Annotated in this window: 20 protein-coding genes; 8 read left to right on the top strand and 12 right to left on the bottom strand. The window is 62.7% G+C overall.

The features are described from left to right. Positions 1-16: 16 nt before the first annotated feature. The 4 genes from RIE53_08645 to RIE53_08630 are packed head-to-tail and all read left to right on the top strand — an operon-like array spanning position 17 to position 3,310. Positions 17-1,825 carry a tetratricopeptide repeat protein gene (locus tag RIE53_08645; protein MEQ9104752.1) on the top strand — a complete coding sequence of 603 codons (1,809 nt, stop codon included), beginning with the start codon at positions 17-19 and terminating at the stop codon, positions 1,823-1,825. Beyond that, complete coding sequence (locus RIE53_08640) at positions 1,822-2,463, top strand: response regulator transcription factor (GenBank protein ID MEQ9104751.1); 642 nt, start codon at positions 1,822-1,824, stop codon at positions 2,461-2,463. Before RIE53_08645 ends, RIE53_08640 begins: the two co-directional genes overlap by 4 nt. Next, entirely contained in the window at positions 2,460-2,867 is a 408-nt protein-coding gene (locus RIE53_08635; GenBank protein MEQ9104750.1) for a thioesterase family protein, read from the top strand. The genes RIE53_08640 and RIE53_08635 overlap by 4 nt, the downstream gene beginning before the upstream one ends. 47 nt (positions 2,868-2,914) lie before the next feature. Then, complete coding sequence (locus tag RIE53_08630) at positions 2,915-3,310, top strand: hypothetical protein (GenBank protein ID MEQ9104749.1); 396 nt, start codon at positions 2,915-2,917, stop codon at positions 3,308-3,310. Here the strand turns inward: RIE53_08630 and RIE53_08625 are convergent, their stop codons facing one another. From RIE53_08625 to RIE53_08615, 3 genes are read right to left on the bottom strand one after another with little or no spacing between them, the layout of a single operon-like run. Further along, positions 3,311-5,551, bottom strand: a complete 2,241-nt coding sequence (locus tag RIE53_08625) for a T9SS type A sorting domain-containing protein (protein ID MEQ9104748.1) — start codon at positions 5,549-5,551, stop codon at positions 3,311-3,313. It lies immediately after the preceding gene. Positions 5,552-5,565: 14 nt separating this feature from the next. Further along, positions 5,566-9,315 (bottom strand): lipocalin-like domain-containing protein, encoded by a 3,750-nt coding sequence (locus tag RIE53_08620; protein MEQ9104747.1) that lies wholly within the window; start codon positions 9,313-9,315, stop codon positions 5,566-5,568. Between the two features lie 2 nt (positions 9,316-9,317). Beyond that, complete coding sequence (locus RIE53_08615) at positions 9,318-10,088, bottom strand: ABC transporter ATP-binding protein (GenBank protein ID MEQ9104746.1); 771 nt, start codon at positions 10,086-10,088, stop codon at positions 9,318-9,320. Positions 10,089-10,193: 105 nt separating this feature from the next. On the opposite strand from RIE53_08615, the gene pnuC reads away from it, so the two are divergent. Beyond that, positions 10,194-10,742 (top strand): nicotinamide riboside transporter PnuC, encoded by a 549-nt coding sequence (pnuC, locus tag RIE53_08610; protein MEQ9104745.1) that lies wholly within the window; start codon positions 10,194-10,196, stop codon positions 10,740-10,742. Between the two features lie 47 nt (positions 10,743-10,789). Next, on the top strand, positions 10,790-11,326 hold the full coding sequence (locus RIE53_08605) for a cytochrome c (protein ID MEQ9104744.1): 537 nt from the start codon (positions 10,790-10,792) through the stop codon (positions 11,324-11,326). A gap of 18 nt (positions 11,327-11,344) precedes the next feature. Here the strand turns inward: RIE53_08605 and RIE53_08600 are convergent, their stop codons facing one another. Next, positions 11,345-11,731 (bottom strand): DUF302 domain-containing protein, encoded by a 387-nt coding sequence (locus RIE53_08600; GenBank protein MEQ9104743.1) that lies wholly within the window; start codon positions 11,729-11,731, stop codon positions 11,345-11,347. Positions 11,732-11,895: 164 nt separating this feature from the next. Between RIE53_08600 and RIE53_08595 the strand changes: the two genes are divergently transcribed. Together RIE53_08595 and asnB are read left to right on the top strand one after the other, a co-directional pair. Next, positions 11,896-13,980 carry a S46 family peptidase gene (locus RIE53_08595; GenBank protein ID MEQ9104742.1) on the top strand — a complete coding sequence of 695 codons (2,085 nt, stop codon included), beginning with the start codon at positions 11,896-11,898 and terminating at the stop codon, positions 13,978-13,980. A 68-nt stretch (positions 13,981-14,048) separates the two neighbouring features. Then, entirely contained in the window at positions 14,049-15,743 is a 1,695-nt protein-coding gene (gene asnB / locus RIE53_08590; GenBank protein MEQ9104741.1) for an asparagine synthase B, read from the top strand. A gap of 13 nt (positions 15,744-15,756) precedes the next feature. On the opposite strand, the gene RIE53_08585 is transcribed toward asnB, so the two are convergent. From RIE53_08585 to RIE53_08550, 8 genes are all read right to left on the bottom strand, one after another. Then, positions 15,757-15,990, bottom strand: coding sequence for a hypothetical protein (locus RIE53_08585; GenBank protein MEQ9104740.1), 234 nt, complete (start codon positions 15,988-15,990; stop codon positions 15,757-15,759). Next, positions 15,987-16,409 carry a MarR family transcriptional regulator gene (locus RIE53_08580; protein MEQ9104739.1) on the bottom strand — a complete coding sequence of 141 codons (423 nt, stop codon included), beginning with the start codon at positions 16,407-16,409 and terminating at the stop codon, positions 15,987-15,989. The genes RIE53_08585 and RIE53_08580 overlap by 4 nt, the downstream gene beginning before the upstream one ends. Beyond that, a complete protein-coding gene (locus tag RIE53_08575; GenBank protein MEQ9104738.1) occupies positions 16,406-17,704 on the bottom strand; it encodes a M20/M25/M40 family metallo-hydrolase in 1,299 nt (432 codons plus the stop codon). The genes RIE53_08580 and RIE53_08575 overlap by 4 nt, the downstream gene beginning before the upstream one ends. A 71-nt stretch (positions 17,705-17,775) precedes the next feature. Then, positions 17,776-20,553 (bottom strand): TonB-dependent receptor, encoded by a 2,778-nt coding sequence (locus tag RIE53_08570; protein MEQ9104737.1) that lies wholly within the window; start codon positions 20,551-20,553, stop codon positions 17,776-17,778. A 78-nt stretch (positions 20,554-20,631) separates the two neighbouring features. Beyond that, positions 20,632-21,408 carry a GLPGLI family protein gene (locus tag RIE53_08565; protein MEQ9104736.1) on the bottom strand — a complete coding sequence of 259 codons (777 nt, stop codon included), beginning with the start codon at positions 21,406-21,408 and terminating at the stop codon, positions 20,632-20,634. 88 nt (positions 21,409-21,496) lie between these two features. Beyond that, the gene (locus RIE53_08560) at positions 21,497-22,360 is read right to left on the bottom strand and encodes a DUF5777 family beta-barrel protein (GenBank protein MEQ9104735.1); all 864 of its coding nucleotides are present in this window, start codon (positions 22,358-22,360) and stop codon (positions 21,497-21,499) included. Positions 22,361-22,365: 5 nt separating this feature from the next. Beyond that, positions 22,366-22,935, bottom strand: coding sequence for a YceI family protein (locus RIE53_08555; protein MEQ9104734.1), 570 nt, complete (start codon positions 22,933-22,935; stop codon positions 22,366-22,368). Further along, positions 22,916-23,335 (bottom strand): hypothetical protein, encoded by a 420-nt coding sequence (locus RIE53_08550; protein ID MEQ9104733.1) that lies wholly within the window; start codon positions 23,333-23,335, stop codon positions 22,916-22,918. Before RIE53_08550 ends, RIE53_08555 begins: the two co-directional genes overlap by 20 nt. Positions 23,336-23,378: the final 43 nt, after the last annotated feature.

The raw sequence follows: 23,378 nt of genomic DNA, 5'->3' as shown, positions 1-23,378 counted from the left end.
GCACTCCGCATTCATCATGAGACAGGAAAACCCATTGGCCCTCCTCGGGGGCGCCGTGTTGGCCGTGCTGTTGGGCATGGCCACGCCGGACCCCGCGTCCGCACAGACCCTCCTGCCGTCAACCGCTCCGGTGGATTCGCTGGAGGCCGTCCTTGAAACCGCCACGGGGCGGGATCGCGCCGTCGCGCTGTTCGAATTGTCCCGGGCGTTGACCGAATCGGACTTCGATCGGGCTGTTGAGGTGATCGGGGAGGCACGGAGTGCTGCCCTGGCGGCCGGGGATTCCCTGTTGGCGTCGGAGTATGCGCTCATAAACGGGCAATACCGGTACGGGCGGGGCGACTATGAACCCGCGCTCGCGGCCTTCCAGGATGGCCTCCGACTGGCCGATGCGGTGGAGGACCGCACGCAGCAGGCCCGTGTCCTGAACGAGATCGGAACACTCTTCAGGAAGCAGGGCGATCTGGACAAGGCCCAGGAGATTTTTGAGGATGCGCTCGCGCGCAGCCGAGAGGCCACGAGTGACTTCCAGGAGGCAAACAGCCTGAACAACCTCGGCATCGTGTACGACAACCGGGGGGAACTCGAACGCGCCATGGAACTGTTCGAGGAATCGGCCGACATGAAGGAAGCCATGGGCGATCTGGACGGTCTGACGTACAATCTGGACAACATGGGCATCACGTCGGCCCGAATGGGGCAGTTCGAGGCTGCGGAAGGCTATTTCCTGCGCTCCGCGGAATTGCGGGAGGAGCAGGGGAATTATCGGGGATATGGCGTCATCATGGGCAACCTGGCTGAACTCATGCTCATGAAAGGCGACCGGAACGCCGCCCTCTCCTACCTGGACACCGCCATCGAATCGGCCTATGCAACCGCGTTCCACGATTTCCGCCGGCACCTCTATGGGGTGCGTGCCACCATCTATCGGGATATCGGGGATTTCGAGCGGGCACTGTCCGCCTACGAAGCCATGACCGTCCTCAAGGACAGCCTGTTCAATGAGGAGCGCAGCCGCCAACTGCAGGAACTCCAGACCCGGTACGAGACGGAGAAGAAGGAGCAAACCATCGCGCTTCAGGCCGCCGACCTGGCCGAGCGGGAGGCCCAGTTGCAGCGGAATTACGTGCTGATTGCGCTGCTGCTGCTCGCTGTAACGCTGTTGGCCGTCCTGGTGTACTGGCGACGGACGCGCGAGGAATTGCGACTGAAGAAGGCCCAGATGCGGGCATCCATTGCATCGCAAGAGGCCGAACGGAAGCGGATTGCCCGGGACCTGCACGACGGGTTGGGCCAGCTCATCTCGTCCGTCCGGCTCCACGCCGCGGAATCGGCCGGCTCCACGTTGGACGAGATGCACTCGGAAATCCGGAATATCTCGTTCAATCTCATGCCCGAAACGCTCATGCGTCAAGGGGTCACAGCCGCCGTCGAGGAGCTGGGATACCGGCTGTCGGCCGAAGGATTCTACGAGGTCGACGTTTCGGCCTTCGATGTCACGCGTCCGGCGGAAAACGTGGAAGTCGGGCTCTTCCGGATTGTCCAGGAGTGGTTGAACAATGTGTCGAAATATGCGGGTGCCACGCGCGTGGACATCCAGTTCGTGCAACATGACGACGAGTTGGTGGTCATGATCGAGGACGATGGTCGTGGATTCAATACGTCGAAGCTGGCCCGGAGCACCGGTCACGGATGGATGAACATGACCTCCCGCGTACAGGCCATGGACGGCATCCTGCACGTGGACAGCCAGGAGGGTCGCCCTGGCACCACATTCGTCATCCGGATTCCGATGGTGCCCGAAACGATCCCCGCCGAGGCATGAGTACGTGGGATGTCATCATGGCTGACGATCATGCCATCCTGCTGGATGGCCTGGCCGCGCTGGTGGACCGGCAGGAGGACCTGCAGGTCATCGGGACGGCGTCGAACGGTACGGAGGCGCTCGCGCTGCTGGAGCGGCATCCCCGGACGCATCTGCTGATCACCGACCACAGCATGCCGGGCATGTCCGGTCTGGAACTGGTCAAGACGGTCCGGAAACGCTACCCCGATACCCGCATCATCGTGCTCACCATGCACGATGAACTGCACCTGTACCTGGAAATGGAAAAAGTGGGTGTGGACGGCTACGTTCTGAAGAAAGACAGCCAGATTGAGCTCCTGGAGGCCATCCAGGCAATTCGTAACCTGTCAGGTTACATTTCACCGGCCCTCCGACCGGTCATCCGGAAGGCCGCTTCGGAGCCGGACGGCACCCAGACCCTGTCGCGGCGCGAAAAGGAAATCCTGGGGCTCATCGTGAAGGAGTACACGAACCAGCAGATTGCCGAGACGCTCTTCATTTCCGAGTTCACGGTCGAAACGCATCGCAAGAACATATTCCGCAAGACCGGCGCCAACAGCCTGGTTGGCCTCGTGAACTTCGCCCACGCCAACGGACTCATCCCCTCGGTCGATTGATCGGATCGCCCTACATACACCGCTTCACCGTACCCCCGTCAGCCATCGATGCCAACGGTCACGTCAACAACGTCATGTATGTATCGTGGATGCAGGACGTGGCCATTGCCCACTCCGACCGAACCGGCTCCACGGCGCTTGCACAGGCGTTGGGAGGGACCTGGGTTGTTCGCGAGCACACGGTGGAATACCTTCGCCCGTTGTTCGTGGATGATGAAGTGGAGCTCCGGACCTGGATAGAAGATGCCCAGGCCGTACGCTCCACCCGCAACTACGAGTTCAAACAGGCGTCCACCGGAAAGGTGGTTGCGCGCGGCCGGACCATGTGGGTATTCGTGGATGCGACCTCCGGCCGGCCGCGCGCCATCCCTTCCGAAGTCATTGAGGCGTTCCGCGCATCCTGACCCCCGTCCAACACCCATCCGCCTCGCCCAAAAACCGGTAAACCCCCATGTTCATAGGCTTGCTCGTTGCTACCTTCGCCGTCAGTCTGGCGGTGTGTTTCGTTGTCGTCCGCCTGTTCCGCAATCCCGTGGAGTCCATCCTGGCCCGGATCGTGGAAGAAGGACTGGCCTACGTCTGGACCCGGTACCTGACGTTCGCCATCCTCGTGACCGGCCTCTCCGGAGGCGTCCGGATCTGGGACCTGGAGAAATACATTTCCCCACAGCCGGACATGGTCCTTGAACTGAACGGGGCCCGCTGGGTGCTGGAAGTCTACCGTACGATCATCGGTACCCTGCAGAGCATTGCCTGGATGCTGCTGGTGTTCTTCATCTTCGCGCTGATTGCGTATGTCATTACGCGCGGCATGGAAATGAAGAACAACAAGAACAACGGCGCCTGATCACCGCACCGTGATCGGGCGCACCGTACGCTGCCCGTCGTCGGTTTCCGCCACTACGAGATAGACGCCTGCCGGCCACGCCGCCGTTTCCAACCGCACGCGCCCATCGGCCGACGTGCCCGCCGCGGTCATCCGACGACCGAGCGCATCGATCACCGAGACGCGTGCCAGCGGGCGCGATGCATCCACCCGCAACCAGCCGCCCTCCGGCACGGGATTCGGGTACACGTGGACGGTAGCCTCTTCGGGAAGAACGGCAAACGGATCCCGGACGTGCGTGGCCACGGGATTGATGTACTGTTGCGCGCGGGCCCAGGATTCAACCCCGATTTCAATGCCAATCAGGCGCCCGGGAATGTCGTCGGCCGGTGGGTGGATGCCGCCCCATATCCGGGACAGACTGCACTGGTCACTCGCGTCGCGGTACGTGGCCCACTGCAATTCCATGTCGACGCTGGGCCCATCCTCGAAGACCAGGAACTCTCGCCACGGCGTCGGGAATACGCCCATGCCTCCGGGAAAATGATCGTCACCCGTGAGCAGCGTCATGACCTCGGCGGCGGCCCGGGAGAAGGTGCTGTGCCCGGACACGTATCCGGCGAAGGGCGGCGTGATGAACGTGGGGCGCTGATACGGCCACCAGTTTTCAGCCAGGATCCAACCCGTGCCCGCCTCGTCCCGCTCGGGATCGGCAATATGCTCCGGCCCCCGCCACCCGTTGATCTTGATCTTGCCGATGTGTTCGCCATCGGGACCGGCCAGCGGGTCACCCTCCAACACGACGTCAATGTAATCCGGCACGAGCGGCAGGCCGTACGGGCTGTAGGAGGGCCCGTCCGGGTCGCTGCTCTGTCCATTGCCGGCCATCCACCGGATGGCCGATACGGGGCGCACATAGTCGTACCAGCCCTTTATGCCCCAAACGGCTACCGCAACATCATGCAGGGTGCCGCCCAGGGTCAGGTAGGCCTTGACGTCCCACTCCAGGTCGTCCACGACCGGACCTTCCCCGCCAATCCGCTTGACGAGCTCCGGGTGGTCGCTGACCTCGTTCAGGATGGTGAACCAATGGCCCGGCGGCGTCTCGGAGTCGGGGCCATCGGCCCAGAATTCGGCCAGCACGCGGGCATAGTCGCCGCGGGGGACGAGTTGGGCTTCATAGGGCTGTCCGGTCACGTCGTTCAGGATATGCCCTTTGCTCGGGTCGCCGCCCCCGGTCAGGTCATAGAACGCCGGGTAGTCCCGGATGTCGGTCGGAAGCGTCCGCTGATTGCCGATGGAGGCCGGCGACGTCTCCCAGAATACACCGTCCGCCGGGTCCAAATGACCGGACCAGACCGCTACCAGGGCAAACCCCCACTTGTAGGCCATGGATTCCGCGTCCAGGCCATCTCCGGAAAGCCGCGGCGGCGGCCCGGGATCGTGGTACATGTGATACTCGTATCCGCCGCGCACGTGCAGCGTGAGGTCGTCCGCACTGAGGGCAAACGGCACGACTTCGCCCCACTCGGGGCCTACGAACTCCGGTGTGCTGGCCGGTATCGGATTGCCGGATTGGTCAATGAACAGATCGAAAGAAAGGGGCTGCCAGTTGTTCGGGGCAATCAGCCAGGGATTGCCGGGCAACTCCGGATTGAACGCCGGGTTGGCCGGGCGATAGTACCGGTTGGCATAACCGCCCTCCTCATTCGCCCCATCCTGGAGTCCGAATCGGATCATGCAGTCGCCGATGTAATTGCCCAACGCAGCCGGATTGCCCGATCCATAGTCCATGGACACGTCGCCGGGATCGTATCCCAATTCAGCCATCAGGTCCGCATACCGCAACGCCGCATTCACGCGGCCCGGCGATTTCGCGAAGCGATGGGACAGCACCGTGTAGGCCGCATGACTGATGGCTTTCCGCCGATCGGCATCCGGGGTCGATGAGACCGGGATCCCCGTGAACGGACACGTGAAGCCGGCAACCGTGCGCCCCAACAGCCATGGCTGGGCCTGTGTGTCGTAGGCGGCCCAGGCGTCCCACATGACCGCCGACGTGTGGAACAGGTTGCGGGCATGGACGGTGGGGCGCGCAAAATCCTCGCGGATGGACTGCAGGAGGGCCTCGTTCCAGAGCCGGGCCACCGAATGGTCTCCGGATACCCGGGCTTCAACAGGATCCGGGGGCGTTTGGGAAAAAGCCGTGCCCGGAGCACAATAGGCCAGGATGCAGATGGTCAGGGCCGTTCTCAATGGCATGCTGCAGACCCGGGTTACCGGGATTCGTTGTCGTAGCCGGTCATTTCAAGGTAACCAAATCCGGCGTGCGATCCTGCAATCCTCATGGCCCCTTCCCAGTAGTGGATGGATGCGTCGAACTCCTGGTCGTCCAGCAACGGCTCCAGGTCCAGCGCGATCCCCTCCCGCGGAATGCGCAGGGTCCACGCCACCGGATACGTCGCGCCGGAAGTCGGACTGGTCCAGGTCCGGACCGGCTCGATTTCGACATCCCCGGCCTTCAGCCGCTTGGTACTTCCGTTCACGTCCACGAGCAGACCGTCGGTGTAAGGCTCGGCGGTGGCATCCGACTCCCGGAGCCGGAAATACATCAGGTCGCGGCCGTCGTCCAACTGGATGGAAAACCAGTCCCACCCGGTCTGCGTCCGTCCCAGAAGCGATGTACTCCATTCCCGGTCCATCCACCCGGTTCCTGTCAGCCCCGTCGCTTCTCCGTTTTCCGTCCACGTTCCGGCAGCAGCGTACCGCGTCAGCGAATAGTAATAGGAGGCGTTCCCCGGCTCGTCCCCTTTGGGACTGAACCCGTTCTCCCCCTGCAACACGATGGGTTTCCGGGCGGACAGATCCAACTCAAGCAGGCCACCACCCACGGGGGCACGCACCGTGAGGGTGTCTATTCCGGCGTTCGGGGCACCGGCCCGGATGTCCACCGCGCCGGCCCAGACCCGGAACGGCTCGGCGGTGGTACCGGCGAGTCCGGCGCTTCCCCGCACGAAACGTTCTTCGGAAAGATGTCGACCCGTCGACGCATCGGTTATCGCGACGTGGGTGAGGTACAGCTGGCGGGTGGTCCAATCCCCTTCCACCCCTCCCGCGCTGTCCGGCGGTGCCAGCGCGTTCCGGAACACCGTGACCTGATAGCCGAAGCGGTTGCCGCCCGCATCTTCCAGATTCCCGGTCAGGTACCACCACTCCAGCTTGAAGTCATCGTGGGCCGCGTGATCGCGCGGGAATTCCAGGGGTCGTGGCCCCCAGGCGCGGTCGTACCCCTCGATGTCCACGGACAATGCATCCGAGAGGGACAACCCTTCGCTCTGCTCGTCGGGACGGGCCGGCCCGCATCCTGCGAGCAGGAGCGCCGAAAGCGCGACGCCAACCACGAGCGTCATGACTGAGCGAAGGGCCGCAGCGGTCTCCATCCGGCGCATGAGCCGGACGGGCCACCACCCGGCCACCAATGCCGCCCCCACGGCAATCACGAGGCCCTGGATAAGCAGGACGGGATCGGCTTCCAGTTGCAGCGTCCAGCCGAACGAGCGGAGATTGATCACGAAGATCAGGGCGAAGGACAGCACGAGGCCCAGCGGAATGGCCAACAGGCCAGCGAGCAGGCCCATGAATCCGCATTGCCACGCCACGAACCGGCCCAGTTGTCGACCCGTCATGCCCGTGGCCCGGAGTACGGCATACTCCCGGGCACGTTCGAGTTGCAAGGCCATGAGTGCGCTCAGGATGCCGATGAAGGCCACGATGACCGCCAGGAGTTGCAGGACCCGCGTTACGGTGAACGTCCGGTCGAAGATTTCCAGCGACCACGCGCGCAGCTCCCGGTTCGACCGGATGACGAGTTCTTGCCGACCGGCCGCACGGGCACGCACGGCATCCATGACAGCGGCCAGCGCATCCGTGTCCTCTACGAACAGCGCCAGTCCAGAGAGGCCCGGATCGTTGAACAAAGCTTCGTAGTGACGCCTGTGCATCATGACGGTACCCCGGTCCGAAGCATAGTCGTGGTACACGCCAAGAACGGGCACCCGCACGGGCCCGGAAGGCGTCTCCAGGACGAGCGTATCGCCCCGGGCCGTCCCGTACCGGAATGCGAACGGCTCCGAGATCAGTGCCGACGGCAAGGATTCGAACGTGGGCAGGAGTTCAGCGGCCACACCGTCTTTCATGGCCAGCGCCCCTTCCGAATGGGGACCGGTCTCGATGGCTGCCACGTGGACGCGGCCCACGGACGATTCGACTTCGGCGTGCCGGATGCCATGAGAGGATTGGACGCCGGGTGTCGTGCGGATGTCGGCCACGACGGCCGCGTCGAGTCCCGCGCCCCCGCTCCGGACCGAGGATCCGGGCGCCTGGATGTAGATGTCGGCCTGCAGGGCGCCCTCGAGCCATGTCACCACCGTGGTCCGGAAACTGCCCACCATGACACCGACCCCGATGACGCTGGCAATGGCAATGCTCAGGGCGGCAATGGCAACGGAGGTCCGGCTCAAATTGGCCCGGATGCTGCCCACGGCCATCCTTCCGATGACCCCGCCCACGCGTGCGGCCGGCCCGACGCCGACCCGGACCGCCAGCGAGATGAGTGCGGGGGATACGAGCGCCCATCCCATGATGATGCTGAAGATGCCGCCGTAGGCCAGCGCAATGCTCCGACCCGACACGAGCAGGATGGTAGCGCCGAGTCCGAGGAGAAGGAGTCCCACGCCGGTCAACCGGGGGATGCGCCCCGTCATGCGGGATTCGTCCGAAGAACGCGCCAACAGCGTGGTGGGCGCCTCCGATGCGGCCTGCCGGCCCGGCAACCAGGCCGCCACGAGCGTCGCACCGAGGCCGAGACCAATGCCCTTGGCCAGCGTGAGGGGAGCCAGGTGCAGATCCCGCACCGACACCACGAAGTACAGATCGTTGATGGTACGCGTGACGAGTTGGACGAGGCCCTGTCCCAGGAATACGCCCAGCAGCAGGCCAAGCGCGGTCCCCGCCAGGCCGATGACGACCGCCTCACCCAGGATGAGCTGCAGGATTTCGTGGCGGCGGACCCCCATGGCCCGGAGCCGACCGATGAGCGCCCGGCGCTGTACAACCGAAAAGGAAATGGTATTCCACGTCAGGAACATGCCGACGACGAGGGCCAGCAGACTGAGCGCGGTGAGGTTCAGTTCGAAGGCGGCCGTCATCTGCGCGAGGGTTTCCGTGCGCGACTCGGAACGATCCAGTTGAAGTCCGGCCGGCAGTCCGGCCCGTATCTGTTCGGCCATATCCGGATTGCCCGGTTCCAGGATCAGATCCACCCGCGTCAGGCCCGATGGATACCCGAGCAGGCGTTTGGCCGTGGACACGTCCACCACGAACAATCCATCCAGGGACGCCTCCGGCCCGTCTGCGGACGAGGTCGGAATGAGCCCGGCCACAGGTACATCGACACGGCGACCGTCCAGGTTCAGCCGGAGCGTATCGTTGGGCGCGAGGCCCAACCGGGTGGCCGTCTGCGGAGCCAGCCATCCGCCGCCACGCCCGGAAAGGAACGCGGCGAGGTCGAACGGCGCATCAACATTCGCTTCCTGAGCGCCCTGTGTCCCGCCCGGGCTCCTCCCGATGGTGGCCGTGAACGGGCGGAAAGGGGGTTCGGAGAACACATCCACCCCCAGCACGTGGATGGTTTCCGCCGTGGATTGTGCGGTGGTTTCTGCAGACGCACGGGCCGTCACCGCCCAGAATTCCAGGATGGGCGCGGCCGGAATATCCGGGTGTTCGCGGGCGAACCGGACAAACACGGAATCGGGGACGCCGGTGGGGCCGCCCGTGACGGCGTGCGTGGCGCGTCCGGCCACCGATTCGGTCGATGCGCGAAAGGCCCGCTCGGCGCTGGTGTTGGCCAGATCGATGCCCACGACGACACTGACCCCCACGGCCACGCCGAGGACGGACAGGAAAAGCATCCAGGGATGCGTGGCCAGCCAGCGCAGGCTGGAACGGCGGAGCAGACGGCCCGGCATGCTCACGATGCCACCGCTTCGTCGTACGAAATGTCGACCATCCGGCCATCGTGCATGCGTACAATGCGGTCCGATGCTTGCAGGAAGTCCCGGTCGTGGGTCACCACCAGCATGGTCGTGCGGGTTTCCCGGACGAGCCGGTGGAGCAGGTCCATGACCGTCCGCCCGGTGGAGTAATCCAGATTGCCGGTGGGCTCGTCGGCCAGGAGCAGCATGGGCTGGTGGGCCAGCGCCCGGGCTATGGCCACCCGCTGCTGTTCGCCGCCCGACAACCGGTCGGGCCATTCTGCATGGCGGTCGCCGAGCCCCACCTCTGCCAACAGTGCCCGTGCCTGGCTTCGAGGGCCGGAGTCGTCACCTTTTTTGGTCCCTGCCAACTCCATGGGCAGCATGACATTGTCCAACACGTTCAGTGTTGGTACGAGGTTGTAGGACTGGAAAACAAACCCGATGTGCCGGCGACGATACAGGGTCCGGGCGTCGTCATCAAGGACATCCAACCGCGTCCCGGCAATGTGGATTTCGCCCGATGTGGGGACATCCAGACCGCCCAGAAGGTTCAGGAGTGTGCTCTTTCCCGCGCCGCTGCGGCCGAGCAGGGCCACGAAGGCACCCTCCGCAATCGTGAAGTCCAGGGACTTCAGCACGTCGCGGACCGCCCCGCTGTCACCGTAGGATTTGGATACACGGTGCAGCGCGATGAAATCTTCGCGGGGGATCCGGGTCTGGACAGGGTCGTTCATGCGCGTTGCACCGCGGGCAGGTTCATTCATGGGCGTTGCACGGTGACCGGCCCCCGTTGGTTCGCGTCCTGCCACACGTCCGGGCCGCTTTTCCGGAAACCTTCCCCGTGAATCGTTCGCTGAACGTCGTTTGTCATGCTCGAAGTCATCGCGGTTGTTTCCGGAATCGTGGCCGTTTTCCTGGCCACGCGGGAGCATGTGGCCACGTGGCCCGTGGGGCTCCTGTCGGTGGGGTTGTACGTGTTCATTTTCTTCGACGCGCAGCTGTATTCCGACGTCATCCTGCATGTGTTCTACGTCGGCATGCAGCTGTATGGATGGTGGACATGGTTGCGTGGGGGCGCCGGTCACGGCCATCTTGCCATCACGCACCTCGCCCGGCGCCCCCTCCTGCTCTGGGTCGCAGCCACGTTGGTCGGCTCGGCGCTCTGGGGATGGGCCATGGCCTCGTGGACGGACGCCGCACTGCCCTGGGCGGATGCCTTCACGACCACAGCCAGCTTCGCTGCCCAGTACCTCATGGCCCGCAAGTACATGCAGCACTGGGCGTTCTGGTTCATCATCAACCTGGTGGCCGTGGGTGTCTACGTGGACAGAGGCCTGTGGCTGACGGCGGGATTGTACGGCGTGTACTGGGTGCTTTCGGTGGTCGGCTACCGCACCTGGCAAGCACGGATGGCGTAGTGGATTCCCCGGTCTCCGGTAGGCGTTTGACCCGATTCCGGGACGACATGTCATCCCCGATACTGTCCGTTGACATCAATCCGGTACCCATCATGCATACGACCATCCATCATTCAAAATCCACACTGCCGACCACCCTCGCCGCAACGGGGCTCGCGCTGTTGCTCCTCTTGGCCGGATCGCCGAAAGATGCCTTGTCGCAAGAAACCGCCGTCCTGGACATGGAAAACCCGGGCAAGCAACTCTTCGGGCTCGTCTGCGCCATGTGCCACTCCGAACAGCCTCCAGTGCTGGCGGCTCCGCCCATGGCCATGGTCGTACGACATTATCGCCAGGCCCTCTCCACCGAAGACTCCGTGCGCACGGCCATCATGACATACGTCCGCAAACCGTCGGCTGAAGCATCGCTCCTGCCCGCGCATGCAATTGAACGATTCGGGCTCATGCCAGCGCAGCCGCAACTGACTGACGAGCAGTTGGGCCACATTGTCGACTACATCATGACGCTGGAGGCCAAACCGATGCAAGGCGGCGGAATGCAAGGCGGAATGCAGGGCCACCAACACGGCCGTCAGGGACAATAGGACCTGGCAGGGCGTGTCCTATAACCCCTCGATGACCTGGCGGAGGCGGTCGCGGACATCCGTGGCCACTCCGCCAAGGTCGTCATTCTGAACCGCCGCCATGGATGCCACAGGATCCACGGCAGCGACTTCAACCTGGCCGTTCCCCACGTCCCTCAGGATGACATTGCACGGCAGCATGAGACCGATGTGTGGCTCGGCGGTCAAGGCCTGGAACGCCAGGGGCGGGTTGCACGCACCCAGGATTTTGTACCCGGCCATATCCTTGTCCAGCTTCTTCTTCATGGTGGCCTGGATATCGATTTCAGTCAGCACGCCGAAGCCTTTTTCCTTCAGCGCGGCAGTCGTCCGCTCTTCCACGTCGGTCATGGATCCCGGGAGGGTCTTGGCAAAGTAGTAGGACATGGGGTTCTACAGGGAGTCGTTGATGGATTTTCGTGTGTATGACACGGAATGAAGGACCGCTTTGATCCTGTCCGATTTTCCACTACGCAGGCGGGCGGAGTTGCCTGACGGCTGGACAATGCGGGGCTTCGTCAATTGCAGGTTGAACAGAACCCCACATGGCCATGAGCAACCCCCACAGACGCATCCTCCCCATCCGCGCCACCCTGCAGCGCATCACCCCCTTCCTTCTCGGGTTGGCCCTGATGGCGGGATCCGTCCCGGGTACGGCCCAGGACACCGTCCGCGCCGGTACCTTCGACAACGGAAAGATGTGGACCTTCGACGCTCCTCCCGTTGAACATATCGCCGACACGTATGGCTTCACGCCCGACGAAGCCTGGTTCGAGAAGGCGCGTCTTGGCGCACTCCGGCTGCCGAACTGTTCGGCCAGTTTCGTGTCTCCTCTCGGATTGGTCATGACCAACCACCATTGCGGCCGTGGCTCCGTGGCCCAGGTCTCCGGGCCCGGTGAATCCCTGCTCGAAGATGGGTTCATGGCAGAGGATCGGGCCGCAGAACGTCCGGTACCGGGCCTGTACGTGGACCAGCTCGTGGCCTTGACCGACGTCACGGTGGAGATCCAGCAGGCCGTGGAGCGTGCCGAAACGCCGGCTGAAAAGGCGGTCGCCCGCCAGGAAGCCATCGCAGCTGTGCAGGAGCGCATGGAGCAGGACGTGCCCGATGGCCACCACATCCAGATCATCAGCCTCTACAGTGGAGGCATGTACTCCGCCTACACGTTCCGACGCTATACCGACATCCGCCTGGTCATGGCCCCCGAACTGAACCTGGGCTATTTCGGCGGGGACACCGACAACTTCACGTACCCGCGGTATGCGCTCGACATGACGTTCTTCCGGGTCTACGAAAACGGCCAGCCCTACGCGCCGGAACACTATTTCGCGTGGAGTGCGGACGGTGCGGCCGAGGGCGACGCGGTATTCGTGATCGGGAATCCCGGTTCCACGCTGCGCCTGGAGACGGTGGCGCAATTGGAATGGCGGCGCGACGTGCAGGAGCGGGCCCTCCTGGATCTGCTCAGGATGCGGATAAATGCGCTCTCGCGTGTTTATGAAGCGAATCCATCCGATGCGCTCCTGAACCGGTTTTTCAGCCTCAAGAATTCCGAAAAGCTGTACACCGGAAGGGTAAAGGGACTGAATGACCCCGTTGTGATGGCCAAACGCCGCGATACCGAGAGGACGTTCCTCCAGGATGCCCCTGAGAGCACCGTCGTCGCGGAGTTGGCCGCCATCCAGGCCGAAAAACGCGAGCTGGCCGCCGAATACGAGGCATTCCTGTCCTTTACGCCCCAGTCCAGCCTGGCGTCCGCCACCATGCAGCGTGCGGCGCTCGCCTGGGAATACCTGACCTTGAAGGCCACAGGCGCCGATACGGAGCGCCTGGAAGCCGCCCTGAAGGCCATTCCCGATGGCGACCCGGACATTGATCGGCGGTTCTTCGAGCAGCGTTTGACGGCCTTCTGGACCCTCCTGGGAACGGATGCGACCGCGACGTCCGAGGCCGTCAGCCAGGCCGTATTTGAGGGATCCATGCTGGCCCCCGGGGCGGAGATGGACCTGTCCGACCTGACCTTCGACGATCCAGCCGTGGCTGCAGTCGCCCCGTACATGGAACGCTGGCGCGCATTCCGGAGCGCAGCTTCGGGCCTCGGTGCACGGGAAGCCGAGTTGAACGCCCTGCACGGACGCATCCGATACGACATCTACGGAACGGCCCGGCCGCCGGATGCCACGTTTTCGCTGCGCCTGGCCGATGGCGTCGTCGCGTCCTACATGTACAACGGGACCCATGCTCCGGCATTCACGACCTTCCACGGTCTCTACGACCGCTATTTCAGCCATGCCCTCGATGCCAATGGCACGGGTGAATGGGATCTGCCGGCCCGCTGGCTGGACGCCGGGCCGGACTTCGACCGTTCCACGCCCATGAACCTGGTCACGACCAGCGACATCGTGGGGGGAAACTCCGGTTCTCCGCTTCTGAACAAGGATCTGGAAGTCGTAGGATTGATTTTCGACGGCAACATTGAATTCCTGCCGTCGGCCTTCATTTACCAGACCGAGCACGGCCGTTCCGTGGCCGTCGATTCGCGTGGCATGCTGGAAGCCTTGCGTGCCGTTTACGACATGGATTGGCTGGTCAACGAAATCATGTCCGGGGTGACGACGGAATTGCAGCGGTGATTGAATCCTCAGGACGTTTGTGGGGTACATGACAGACACGCTTTCCCGTTTCTGTCTCCACACCCGACATGTGCTCCATCCTCGGCATCCTCCAACTTCGTACCGACCCGGCTGACGTCCGCAGCCAGGCGCTTGAACTTTCCAAACTGCAGCGTCATCGCGGACCGGACTGGTCGGGCATTTTTGCCAACGACCGGGCCGTGCTCGCGCATGAGCGCCTGTCCATCGTGGACGTGGCCCACGGTGCCCAACCCCTGGTGAGCCCGGACGGACGGTATGTACTAGCCGTCAACGGAGAAATCTACAATCACGTGGCCTTGCGCCGGGAATTCCCGGACTATGCCTTCCGCACGCAATCGGACTGCGAAGTCATCATTCCCCTCCTCGCCGCCGAGGGCCCCATGGGTGTTGCGCGGCTGAACGGCATTTTCGCATTCATCCTGTACGATACGCAGCAGGACACCGCGGTCATTGCCCGCGATCCGCTGGGCGTCATTCCGCTCTACACGGGGTTCGACGCGGATGGCCAGTTCCTGGTGGCATCGGAATTGAAGGCCCTCACACCGGTCTGCCGGCAGGTGGATCTGTTCATGCCCGGTCACGTGCTGGTGTCGCCCACAGAATCCACCCCCACCCGGTACTGGAACCCGGAATGGCGGGAATGGGAGCACGTCCGGCACGCCGACACCGACCCGGCCCTCGCTGCCCGACGCCTGCGAAGGGCATTGGAGGATGCCGTGCACCGCCAACTGATGGGCGATGTCCCCTACGGCGTGCTGCTATCGGGCGGTCTCGACTCCTCGATCACGGCCGCCCTGGCGGCCCAATTTGCAGCCAATCGCGTGGATGACAACGATGCGTCGCCGGCCTGGTGGCCCCGCCTGCACTCCTTTGCCATCGGCCTCGAGGGATCCCCCGACCTGGCCGCCGCCGAACGCGTGGCCGAACACATCGGGACGGTGCACCACGGGCTCATCTTCACCATACAGGAAGGTCTCGATGCGCTCCGGGACGTGGTCTACCACCTCGAGACGTACGACGTCACGACCATCCGCGCATCGACCCCCATGTTCCTGATGGCCCGACGCATCCGCGCCATGGGCATCAAGATGGTGCTTTCGGGCGAGGGAGCCGATGAGATTTTCGGCGGATATCTCTACTTCCACAAGGCCCCGGATGCCCGGGAATTCCACGAGGAGACCGTGCGCAAGCTGGATCGGCTGCACCTGTTCGACTGCAACCGCGCGAACAAGTCCATGGCCGCCTGGGGCATTGAAGCGCGGGTCCCGTTCCTGGACCTCGAATTCCTGGACGTAGCCATGTCGCTGAACCCCGAGCTCAAGCTCATCCGGGACGGCCGCATTGAAAAGCAGATCCTGCGGGATGCGTGCCGCGACCTGCTGCCCGACGCCATCTACCGCCGACAGAAAGAGCAGTTTTCCGATGGCGTGGGCTACGGCTGGATAGATGCGCTTCGCGACCACGCCGCCGCCGAAGTGTCCGACGCCGACCTGGAGCGGGCCGCGTTCCGCTTTCCCATCAACACACCCGATACGAAGGAAGGCTTCCTGTACCGCACCATCTTCGAGGAGCATTTCCCGCTTGAATCGGCGGCCCGGACCGTTCCCGGAGGCAAATCGGTGGCATGCAGCACGCCCGAGGCGTTGGCCTGGGATGCCTCCTTCAGCCGCATGGCCGACCCGTCCGGCCGGGCGGTGTCAGGCGTTCACGACCAAGCCTACGGAGCCGGGTCGTCCACCTGAGCGGGCCCGAAGGTCAGTCTTCCACCCGCGCCAGGGTCCACTGGTCGCCGGAGCGATAGAGTTCCATGATGCCGCCCGAGGTGGCCACCCGGAAACACACCCGGCGCTCCTCGTCGGCCCACCACCGGCCCTGCACGACCCAGGCGTCCAGCAGGGACTGGACCCGGTACGCGCGGCTGGCCCGATGCACAAGCACGGGCAAGCCGCGCGTGACCTCGACTTCTATGGGTTCAAAACGGCGTTTCATGATGACTGCTCCAGCAGGGCCCTGAGACGGGCCAGATCCGTGTCCGGAAGGCCGGGAAACATGCTCCCGTCCAGTTCGATGACGGGCGCATCGAGTTCACGCAAGGTCGAAAGCCCTTGTTCCGTAATGCCGCAAAGCATCCGGCGGCTGTCCTCCGGGCACCGATGCCGCTCCACCAGGCTTTTCGCCTCCAAGCGACCGATCAATCGCGTAATCCCGGGTTCAGGTTCGATCATGCGATCTGCAATCGTCATGGTCGGGAGCGGCGAACCCGCTCCGCGCAGGATGCGCAGCACATTGAACTGCTGCAGGGTAATGCCGTGCCGGTTCATGAGGGCCTCGTACTGCCGCCGGACGACCGATGCCGTGCGCAGCAATGCAATGGCCGTTTGTTTGGCCTGTGCTGACCGGTCCGTCACCGGCTCATCCGGTAAAGCAACAGCGCCACCCGCTTGACCTGCATGGGAAGCGTGCGCAGATCGGCCGTCTCGTGCGTGGTGTGGGTACCCTCGCCGAGGATTCCCAGGCCGTCCAGCGCCATCTCCACATGACCGGCCGCGAAAGAAATATCGGCGGCCCCCGCCTCGCCCGGATCCACCGGACCGACCGGGCCCAGCCCCAGGTCCTGGCTGACGGCGCTGAGTTGCTCCAGCAAGCGGTGATTGCCGTCGGTCGGCCCCATGGGCGGATAACTGTCCCGGAACGTCAGTGTGGCCCCCGTACCCGGCAAATGCTCCTCCACGACCGCCATCATGCGCTCCTTGGCGCGTGCCCGTTGCTCCAGTGAAAGCGTCCGCAGATCACCCGATACGAGCGCCTGCCCGGCAATCACATTCGATTTTCCGAAGGCTTCCCCCTCTTCGTTCTCATCGTCCCACGACAGCGTCGTGCCGCCCAGGATGGCGCCCGGATTGAACGTCAGGTGCTCCTCGCCGACCATGGTTTCATAGAACCCGACCAGGATCCGGGAGGCTTCATAGATGGCTCCGTACCCCGATTTCGGCGTGAACACCGTCGAGGAATGGGCACGGGTACCGGTCGTCCGGAGCTCCCAGCCCGTAAACCCCCGGCGCGCCACCACAGCGGTTTCCGGGCGTCCGTCCCCCGGCTCGAATGCCAGTGCGATGTCGGCGTCCTTGGCCGCCTGCACGAGCGACGCACGCCCGACTTCCAGCGGATCGCCCGACGATTCCTCGTCGCCAATCAGTGCAACCGTAATGGTGAACTCGTCCAGTACGCCCATGTGCTGGAGTGCCCGGAGCACTTCCACGATCACCACGTCGCCGCCCTTCATGTCGATGACCCCCGGCCCCATGGCCGTATGCTCATCCAGGCGGGTAAACGTCTGGAATTCGCTGTCGTCCTCGAATACCGTATCCAGATGACCGATCATCAGGATGTGCGGTCCCTGCGTGCCGCGCTGGGCAAAAAGGTGGCCGGCCCGCTCGAACGCCGAGCCATCCACCCACCAGGTGCGGAATCCCATCTCCATGAACGTCTGGTCGAACACGGCTCCGACGGCCTTGACACCGTCGAAGTTCATGGAACCACTGTTGATGTTCACCACCCGCTCCAGGTACGCGATGGCATCCTCGTAGCGACCGTCAATGAAGGTCGCCATGGCCTTTTCAGTATCGGACAGGTTGGTCTGGGCGTTGGCAACGGTCGGAAGGCTCATAAGCAACACGGCCAGCAAGCGGGAAAGTTGGGTCATGGACGTTCGGGTTGGACGAACCGCCAAGATACACACCTTCCCGCGTTTGATTTTGGCCGGCCGGCCGAACATCACCCAATCCGGATACCGCGGCCCCCGGGCCCACCCACGCCGGACAACTTGTAGATGAGTCGGAACATCACGTACCGCCCGAGCGACTCAATCCGCTCTTCCTGCACGAACGTGGATGTGTTGGTGAAGTTGACGCCGACATTCCGGTTCAACAGGTCCTTGCCGGACAGCTGGAGCTCCAGACGCTCATCCATGAAGAACCGAGAAATCGATGCTTCCCAGAGTGGAACGTTCGTCTGCGAGCCGGAGATTTCCTTCGAATAGATCCGGTAGTTCAGTTCGCTGGCCACCTGCCACGCCTTGCCGAGATAGAGGGTACCGCGACCGGTGATGGTCTTGTTGACGTACGCCTGGTCCTGATCCGGGTTGAGGGAGTAGGCCGTCCGGTTGATGTCGAACCGGATTCCGGCCGACACGTCGAAAATGTCCTTGTCCCGATTTTCCAGACGCGTATCGATGCTGTTCCGCAGGATGCGCGTGGCGTTCTCCTCGCCGTTAAGGATCTCCAGTCCCCGACTGAACATGGTCGAATTGCCGAGGGTGATCTTGACGCCCAGGGGACGGATGGGTGTCGAAAAATTGACATTCCCGTTGAACGACCAGTCTCCGTCCGTATTGACACTTGTACTGGTCTGCCGGAACTGATCGTCTATCGTGCGTGAGCGTGCGATCTTGTTGTCCGTGTAGCTCGCATTGATGAATGCGAACATGCTCGTAAAGGTGAACTGATCGAAGAAATGATACCCGAGCGAAAAGCGATGCGTGTATTCCGGTTGCAGGGCCGGATTGCCCACGTAGACGTTCAGCGGATCGCTGTTGTCGGCGAACGGCTGCAGCTCGCGCATGGAAGGCTCACGCGTCGACGTATTGTAACGCGCATTGATACTCATGCCCTGCCGTATGTCATAGCGCGCATCGGCGTTCGGCAACACGTGGGTATAGCCCTGCGTGATGGGATCCGTGACGCCACGCAGCGTACCCTCCAGTGAGGACCGTTGCACGTTGACCCCGATTCCCGTTGTGAAGCCTTCAACCGCCCTCCGGAGACTGGCACCTGCCTGTGCATAAGAGTACGTCCGCTCCGATCCCGTACTCAACAACGTGTTGAGGACGCGGGAGCCGTCCACGATATCGTAAAACGAACGCTCTTCATCGTCGCCCACCCGACGGTATTCACCCGTCAATTCTGCCAGGAGTCCCTTGCCGAACGACTGGGACAGTGAGACCTCCTGCTGGGTCGTGAACTGATCCCCGAGCGTCTCCTGGAACTGCAGGATCTCCTCGTCACTGACCACATTCCCGTCCTGGTAGAACCGCGTCAGGGATTCCAGATCGGCGCCCGTATCGTTGTCGCGCACATTCATCCGCGACTCGGCCACCAGGCTCAACCCATTGTCGTTCAAACGCTTGCGATATGTCAATCCAACACTGGCACCCAGCTGGTCCCCGGTCGAACCGTAGGTGGACGTATTGCTGTTCTGCAGGACATCCGAGCCGTCGGCCGTCTGACGGAACCGGTTGTTGTCCAGCACCGAATGGGACGACGTGGCATCTGCACGAAGACGCAGGTCGTGACCATCGGCGAGTTCGTGGAACAGGTTCACGTTCACGCGATGATTCCAGTTGTCGTTCAATTGATTGCCGGCCTCATCGACCACGGAACTCCGTCCGGTACCAAGGACCTGCTCCTGGTTCAGCGTCCGGTTCTGCTGATTCTCCAGCGAATTGATGAAGTAGGACGAGCGCAAGGAGGTCCGGTCACTGAAATCGTGATTGAAGTTCAGCCCACCGGAAAGCGTCTCGGAAAAGCCGTCACTCAGGCTTGTGCCAATGGACGGGCCGCCACCACCGCCGCCCACCACGAACCGTGCACCACCCCCCATGAATGCACCCATGCCCCCCATGAAGCTGATGTAATCACCGACGGAGAAGCCCTGCTCGTTCACATTGTTGAGGTTGCCGAGCAAGGAAAACTGGGTGTCGCCCGAGAACCGGTTCACGGAGACACGGGAATCGTACCGTTCCGCATCGCCAATGCCGCCGCTCACGTTCCCGAAATAGCCTTTCTTGGCATCTTCCTTCAGCGCCAGGTTGATGGTCTTCTCGCGTTCCCCGTCGTCGACACCGGTGAACTCGGCACGGTCGGACCGGTCGTCATACACCTGGACCCGGTCGACGGCATTGGCCGGCAGGTTTCGGGTAGCAATCTTCGGGTCATTGCCGAAGAATTCCTTCCCGTCCACCAATACCTTCTGGACATCCTCGCCCTGGGCTTTGATCGCCCCGTCGGAGTCGACTTCGACGCCCGGAAGCTGCCTGAGCAAGTCTTCCACGGTGGCATTCGGACGCGTGGCGAACGCATTGGCGTTGTAATCCAAGGTATCGGATCGGACAATGATGGGAATATGCTCCGACGTAACGACCAGTTCGTCCAGCTCGGACACGCGTTCACTGAGGGCAATCCGGCCGACATCCAGGTCCTCCGACCCTACTTCCACGTTTCCGGACCAGGTCTCGAACCCGACAAACGTGACCTGCAGGACGTACGGACCGGGATCGACCCGCTTGAGCGCAAACACGCCGTCTTTCCCGGAAATGGCGAACTTCACGAGGGCAGAGTCTGACGGTGCCAGCAGAACCACCGTCGCCCCCTGCAACCCCACGTCCGCGGAATCGGCCACGACTCCGGTAACGTCATGGCGGGACTGGCCCAGCACGATGCCAGGCAGGAAAAGAAACAGGGCAGCAAGAAAGACCGCCACGCGGATTGAGGTCATGGGATACACGGATTGGGAAAAGATGAATGTCCCCGCGAATGACGAGGGATGGGCTCGGAGCAGCAGATTGCGTGCGGCCTAGTTTGCTCGGAACATGACGCGGTTGCCACCGCGGCCCTGCGCCTGCATTTCCTTCATTTTCTCGGCAACGATCCCGTCAAACTCCTCCTGCGAAACCTTGCGTCCCTTGTCGGGTCGCTCGAACTCATCCTTGGCGAACGTCGTCTCCGGTTCAATCACATTCGCCGTATAGGTCGTTTTGCCCCCGTTCAGGTCCAACAGCAGGATGGCACCGGGCAGGCCACCGTATCCGTCCGGTCCGACCGGGACCGGTATTTCCGGTGAGAACCAGGCCACGATTTCCGTCGAGTCCATGGTAGCCACGGCTTTGTGCGTGAGGAACCCCTTGTACTCGCCCTGCTCGGCGGTCAATCGCCACGGAACGGCGGGCTGTTCACCTTCCACCAGGAAGGTCCGTCCCATGAAATCCCGCTGTTCTATCGTTTCTCCGGAGTCCATGGAGGTGAGCAGCATTCGTTCGACCGCATTCGCTCCCCTGCCTGCCATCCGGATTTCCACCATGCCCTGACCGCTCCGCATGGTCCGCGAGACCGGTTCCTCCGCATTCTCATCCTCCGGCGCATCCCGCATGAGGGACTCCGTCTCCGTGAACAGCAGCATTCGCTTCGTGGACCGCTCCTTCGGGATCTGGTCACGCATGCTTTCCATTTCCGGCGGCAACTGGATGTCAATCTTCACGACCTGGTCGTAAATGATGCGGCCGCCGTCCTGTGCAAGCGCGTCCATGCCGGAAAGCAACACGACCAGCATGGCGGAGAAAAAGAGTCGTTTCATGGGAAGAAGGATTGGATTGTTTGGGGACAGAACGACGGTGAAAATCCGATTATTGCCCGATCCCCGGAATGAATTCCCATCCAGACGCTCAGAACACCCGGTTCACGATGAACCCCCAGCGGAAGTCCCCGTCCAGGAACCGGGTTGTATTGCGGGCCACGGCATGCTGCAGGGTCAGCCAATCGGACGACGTAAAGAACAACTGGAAGACATGACCGCCCGTGTCGAGGTTCAGCGCAACGGACACGTTGTCCACCGTTCCGTCGGACCGTGTCCCCAGGACAGGCAGGTACTCTACGGCAACAGACACACGGGGATTCAAAGCATAACGTCCACTCAGTCCGAGAGCGACGTGCGTATTCCGTTCCTCTACGACTTCTCCGAAACGATCCAGATCCTTGTAGACCACGTTGAAGTGGGACATGACGGGTGCGATCTGGAGCGACAGCGCATCATTCCATTTCCGGGCCAGCATGACCGTTGCGTGGTAATTCATCCGGTCTCCCAGCGAAAACCCGTTCTTCAGCGTCGTGATTCCGGCGCCCGCCGCGACGGCCAGGCCCACCGGCATCCTTCCGTCCCGGGATTGCCGCAACACGTTCCATTTCAGACGGCCGTCGTAGACCTTGTCGAAACGCGAACGCCCGACTCCCACGGACACGGCATCGGTCAACCCGACATCCAGGCCGAATCGGACATTCGCGGTCCCATCCAACCCGAAGAGTTCATCCACTCCGCTTGAAACCAGACCGAAGGAATGCTGGATGGTGAAATTCCAGTTCCCCTCGGGAATGTTCGTGACGGTCGGCAGGACCACGAGCGTGCCTGCGCGGAACACATCTTCGACCGGCGCGCCCGGATTGGCGCGCTCCCGGGTCAACTGGGCCTGCGCGGGCACGACCAACAAGGCGCATGCGCAAATCGCAATGAATCGAATGGAGATGGAATGCATGGTCATCATGGGTCCCGGGTGTGCAATACCGCGTCAATTCGGATATCCTGCTCCGAGTCCACTTTCATGAAAAGAAGGCTCGGCGGTTCAATGTCGTAGTCCTCCAGTCGGAGCGTCCACGCGGCGGTGAGCCGGAGCGCTTCCCCGACAGGCTCCAACTGTCCGGTGATTTCCACCTCCCGGGAGACCCCATTAATGGTGAACGTGCCCCGCACAACCGCATCCTGTGGCACTTCCCGACCCACATCCAATGGAGACACGAGTTTCCCGGTGAACTCACCGAAGGGGTGCTCATCGGTATTCAGCGTCAGCCGCATGTCCCGATCCCGCTTGCCGATGCCCGTCTCCAGGGTTTCCAGGTCCAGGTAGAAATCGACGGTGGAATCTTCCAGGGCAACCATGCCATTCAGCGCCGAGGACGTGCCCTCGAATTCGTGAAGCGGCACTTCCGATACGAAGGTGGCGGTTCCTTCCCGCGTAATGAACGTCTGTGCAGCCACGTCAGGGGCCAGACACGTCATCAGCAGGGCCAGCAGCTGGACCCGGACAGCAAATTCAATTATTCGGCGCGCCATGTTCTATCCATACTCGTACACGATTGATGTCGGCGGCTTCCAACGGTGCCCTTCCGAGCGGCATGCGGGAGCCGAATCGGGGGTTCACGGAGATTTTGTCGATGATCGGGCTGCCGGCTGCATCTCCCGGGATGACCACTGGCGTCCCGTACTGGAAACCCACGGACGTGGTCACTTGTTCATGGGATCCCAATGATACGCCGTTCGTGGCCTGACCGATGTGGCACCCGACCCCGCCACACGATGCGTTGAACAGGGGTTGGATGTCCTGCGCATAGGATACCTGGACCGGTTCCGGATCCGGATCAGGGTCCGGGTCCGTGAGTCCCGTATTGTCGATGGTCTCACTGGAGCAGGCAGCCAGCATGAACAGGAGCAACAGAAGTGGCGTGGCCTTCATGGTAATAATTGACTGATCAACAAACAGATGCAACGTACTATTT

The organism is Rhodothermales bacterium (genome assembly GCA_040221055.1).
Taxonomy (GTDB): Bacteria; Bacteroidota; Rhodothermia; order Rhodothermales; family UBA10348; genus 1-14-0-65-60-17.
Note: the sequence above shows the minus strand (reverse complement) of the source record. Positions and strands in the feature narration are given on the sequence as shown.

Excerpts from the sequence above, each read along its gene's own strand:
- RIE53_08645 (MEQ9104752.1), top strand. The coding sequence starts at position 17 with ATGAGACAGGAAAACCCATTGGCCCTCCTCGGGGGCGCCGTGTTGGCC.
- RIE53_08640 (MEQ9104751.1), top strand. The coding sequence starts at position 1,822 with ATGAGTACGTGGGATGTCATCATGGCTGACGATCATGCCATCCTGCTG.
- RIE53_08630 (MEQ9104749.1), top strand. The coding sequence starts at position 2,915 with ATGTTCATAGGCTTGCTCGTTGCTACCTTCGCCGTCAGTCTGGCGGTG.
- RIE53_08625 (MEQ9104748.1), bottom strand. The coding sequence starts at position 5,551 with ATGCCATTGAGAACGGCCCTGACCATCTGCATCCTGGCCTATTGTGCT.
- RIE53_08620 (MEQ9104747.1), bottom strand. The coding sequence starts at position 9,315 with ATGCCGGGCCGTCTGCTCCGCCGTTCCAGCCTGCGCTGGCTGGCCACG.
- RIE53_08615 (MEQ9104746.1), bottom strand. The coding sequence starts at position 10,088 with ATGAATGAACCTGCCCGCGGTGCAACGCGCATGAACGACCCTGTCCAG.
- pnuC (MEQ9104745.1), top strand. The coding sequence starts at position 10,194 with ATGCTCGAAGTCATCGCGGTTGTTTCCGGAATCGTGGCCGTTTTCCTG.
- RIE53_08605 (MEQ9104744.1), top strand. The coding sequence starts at position 10,790 with ATGTCATCCCCGATACTGTCCGTTGACATCAATCCGGTACCCATCATG.
- RIE53_08600 (MEQ9104743.1), bottom strand. The coding sequence starts at position 11,731 with ATGTCCTACTACTTTGCCAAGACCCTCCCGGGATCCATGACCGACGTG.
- RIE53_08595 (MEQ9104742.1), top strand. The coding sequence starts at position 11,896 with ATGAGCAACCCCCACAGACGCATCCTCCCCATCCGCGCCACCCTGCAG.
- asnB (MEQ9104741.1), top strand. The coding sequence starts at position 14,049 with ATGTGCTCCATCCTCGGCATCCTCCAACTTCGTACCGACCCGGCTGAC.
- RIE53_08585 (MEQ9104740.1), bottom strand. The coding sequence starts at position 15,990 with ATGAAACGCCGTTTTGAACCCATAGAAGTCGAGGTCACGCGCGGCTTG.
- RIE53_08575 (MEQ9104738.1), bottom strand. The coding sequence starts at position 17,704 with ATGACCCAACTTTCCCGCTTGCTGGCCGTGTTGCTTATGAGCCTTCCG.
- RIE53_08570 (MEQ9104737.1), bottom strand. The coding sequence starts at position 20,553 with ATGACCTCAATCCGCGTGGCGGTCTTTCTTGCTGCCCTGTTTCTTTTC.
- RIE53_08565 (MEQ9104736.1), bottom strand. The coding sequence starts at position 21,408 with ATGAAACGACTCTTTTTCTCCGCCATGCTGGTCGTGTTGCTTTCCGGC.
- RIE53_08560 (MEQ9104735.1), bottom strand. The coding sequence starts at position 22,360 with ATGCATTCCATCTCCATTCGATTCATTGCGATTTGCGCATGCGCCTTG.
- RIE53_08555 (MEQ9104734.1), bottom strand. The coding sequence starts at position 22,935 with ATGGCGCGCCGAATAATTGAATTTGCTGTCCGGGTCCAGCTGCTGGCC.
- RIE53_08550 (MEQ9104733.1), bottom strand. The coding sequence starts at position 23,335 with ATGAAGGCCACGCCACTTCTGTTGCTCCTGTTCATGCTGGCTGCCTGC.